3 protein-coding genes are annotated in these 2,772 nt (G+C 38.2%); 1 reads left to right on the forward strand and 2 read right to left on the reverse strand.

The features are described from left to right. Together M901_RS07865 and M901_RS07870 are read right to left on the reverse strand one after the other, a co-directional pair. The coding region (locus M901_RS07865; protein ID WP_021277662.1) for an NAD(P)H-binding protein at positions 1-317 on the reverse strand (317 nt) is incomplete at its 3' end. Between the two features lie 30 nt (positions 318-347). Then, positions 348-1,649 (reverse strand): deoxyribodipyrimidine photo-lyase, encoded by a 1,302-nt coding sequence (locus M901_RS07870; RefSeq protein WP_021277661.1) that lies wholly within the window; start codon positions 1,647-1,649, stop codon positions 348-350. A 135-nt stretch (positions 1,650-1,784) separates the two neighbouring features. On the opposite strand from M901_RS07870, the gene M901_RS07875 reads away from it, so the two are divergent. Then, positions 1,785-2,711 carry a MerR family transcriptional regulator gene (locus tag M901_RS07875; RefSeq protein ID WP_021277663.1) on the forward strand — a complete coding sequence of 309 codons (927 nt, stop codon included), beginning with the start codon at positions 1,785-1,787 and terminating at the stop codon, positions 2,709-2,711. Positions 2,712-2,772 lie beyond the last annotated feature (61 nt).

Below are 2,772 nucleotides of genomic sequence, written 5' to 3' on the forward strand. Positions count from 1 at the left end.
TTAACTTTATTTCTACGGGCGGCCCGTACAAAATTATCCGCGATAATAAGATCTGTATCTTGAAAATTTCCTTGAAATAGTCTTGTGGCCGGAAGCATTGAATGAACAAGAAAGATGGCCACATCTGTATCGACAAGGGCATCAGTGGTGCTACTAAGAGAGAAGAGGTCTGCTTGTTGCCATTTGAGATTGTCACTCTCATCTTTTCTAAAGGAGCGACTAAGAGCTTTTATATTTATGTTCTTATCTCGACTAAGAGTTTTTAAGAGATTCTTACCAAGAAAGCCGCTGGCCCCGGCAATCGTCACATTTAACATGGGATCTCCTTTAGTTTCTTTGTTGATGATCTAACTAAGCGCCTCTTTATATGTTTTGATGGCCCTATGATAGGCCATATTGTGATCAATCATTTCTTCTGGGTAATCTTCGCTTCCATATTCTGGGACCCACTTCTTAATATACTTATAGTCTGGATCAAATTTTTTAATCTGATTAGAAGGGCTAAAAATTCTAAAATATGGAGCGGCGTCACAGCCTGTTCCCGCGGCCCATTGCCAATTGCCATTATTGGCACTGAGATCAAAATCTAAGAGTTTAGAGGCAAAATACTTCTCGCCCCAGCGCCAATCGATAAGAAGATCTTTGACTAGAAAACTGGCCACGAGCATGCGGACTCGGTTATGCATGTGCCCTGTTTGATTGAGCTCTCTCATGCCTGCATCGACAAGAGGAAAACCGGTTTGACCATTCTTCCATTTTTCAAAGTCTTTCTTATTATTCTTCCACTTTATTTTACTATACTTTTCTTTAAATGGTTGTGTTTGAACGTGGGGAAAGTGGTAGAGAATTTGCATAAAGAATTCTCGCCAAATGAGCTCGCTTAGCCATGTTTCATTCTTATTATAGGCCACTTGTGCACATTTTCTTATACTTACTGTTCCGAATCTAAGATGGGCGCCAAGTAGGCTTGTTCCATTTATATACGGGTAATCCCTTGTTTGGTCATAGTTTTCAATGATCTTAAGAGGGATCTTTCTTTTTAATCCATGATTAGAATAGCTAAAGCCTATATCTTCAAGCTTTAAAATATTAAGCTTATGTTGATAGAAACCAGAAAAGAACTTCTTATTATTGTAGGAGAGAAGATTCTTAGGTCCTAATCTTTCGAGCCATTTTCTCTTATAGGGAGTATAGACGGTATAGGGTTTACCATCATTTTTTAAAATATCATGGACATCGAAAATACACTGATCGAGATAGGGCCTAAACTCGATTTGATTCTTGTGCAGCAATTGCTCAATTTTACGATCTCGCTCTAGAGCGTAGGGCTCATAGTCCTTATTTGTATAAACACAGCTTATGTCAAAGTCTTGAATAAGCTCTTTCCAGATATCAACAGGTTTTCCATACTTAACTAAGAGGGAGCTACCTAGCTCTTGTAGCTGCTCATGAAGTTTTGATAAGTTGTCGTAGATAAAGGAGACGCGCTTATCACTCTTGTCTTCTATTTTGTCTAAGATGTTGGAATCAAAGATAAAAATGGGGATCGTTTTCTCATCGGCTTTTAAGGCGTGTAAGAGCCCATGATTATCTTCAAGGCGAAGATCTCTACGGAACCAGAATATATTCAATTTCTCTTTTTCACTCATACTTCTATCTTAGCTTTAAATCACTTTTATGAGAAAGATTTGTTCAGTCTTGTCTAAGTTGCCTAAGTTTTGTCTAAGTCTTGTCGGCCTAATCACATTGCTCAAGGTTTGTTTATGTTTTAGGCTAGAGACACTATGGATAAGAAACTTTCGATTAAAGTTATCTCAAATGCCTGTGGTGTTCTCCCTCATACCATTAGAACGTGGGAGAGACGCTATCAGACCTTTTCTCCCGAGCGCTCAGCTAGTGGTCAGAGACTTTATTCTCAAGATGATCTTGCACGTGCTAGGCTAATTGTTCTTCTTATTGGTCATGGCTTTTCTATTTCGCAGATTTCTGACCATTCTCTTGAAGATCTCAAAGAGGCCGTAAGTGATTTAGTTCAAGAAATTGATGAGTCGTCGTTTATGATTAAACGTGGTTGTCAAAATCTATTTGAGTTCATCGAAAATTATAGTGTTGAGAATATTGCTAAAGAAATAGAATATCTGCGTCTAAGTCTTGGTGCCAGGGACTTTATTTTTCATGTGATTCTCCCTGTGATGAGAGAGATAGGGATTCTTGTTTCAAAGGGAAAGTATAGTGTCTCTCAGGAGCATATCATCTCAAGTATTATGAGGGCACAGCTTGCTCTTTTAAATCTTCCCAACCTTGGAAATGAAGATCAGAGTGTGATACTCGCGACACCTGAGGGTAATCTCCATGAGCTCTCCATCCTTATCGCTGATGTACTTTGTCGTATTCATAGGACTTCTACAGTATACTTAGGAGCTTCTCATCCCGCTGATTGTCTTACTAAGGCGCTAAATGCACTAAAGGCAAAAACCGTAGTCTTAGGGGTATTGTCTTCTGATAAGTGGGATTTTGAAAAGAAAATTACTGGTTATTTGAAAGAGATGGATCAACTCTTAGATCATGAGATTACCCTTGTCTTAGGGGGAGTGTCTAAAACTTCTAAATCAACTGTCGTTGATCTTCCTAAATATAAAAAAATCAAATCTATTCACTATTTAAATAACTTCGAAGAATTTGAAGAGTTTCTCATTGAGAGGGTTAGGTAATATGAAAATTGCTATTATTGGTTCAGGTATTTCAGGTGTCTCTACTGCTTATTACTTAAGA

Origin of the sequence: Bacteriovorax sp. DB6_IX (genome assembly GCF_000447775.1) — a bacterium.
Lineage (GTDB): Bacteria > Bdellovibrionota > Bacteriovoracia > Bacteriovoracales > Bacteriovoracaceae > Halobacteriovorax_A.

Excerpts from the sequence above, each read along its gene's own strand:
- M901_RS07870 (WP_021277661.1), bottom strand. The coding sequence starts at position 1,649 with ATGAGTGAAAAAGAGAAATTGAATATATTCTGGTTCCGTAGAGATCTT.
- M901_RS07875 (WP_021277663.1), top strand. The coding sequence starts at position 1,785 with ATGGATAAGAAACTTTCGATTAAAGTTATCTCAAATGCCTGTGGTGTT.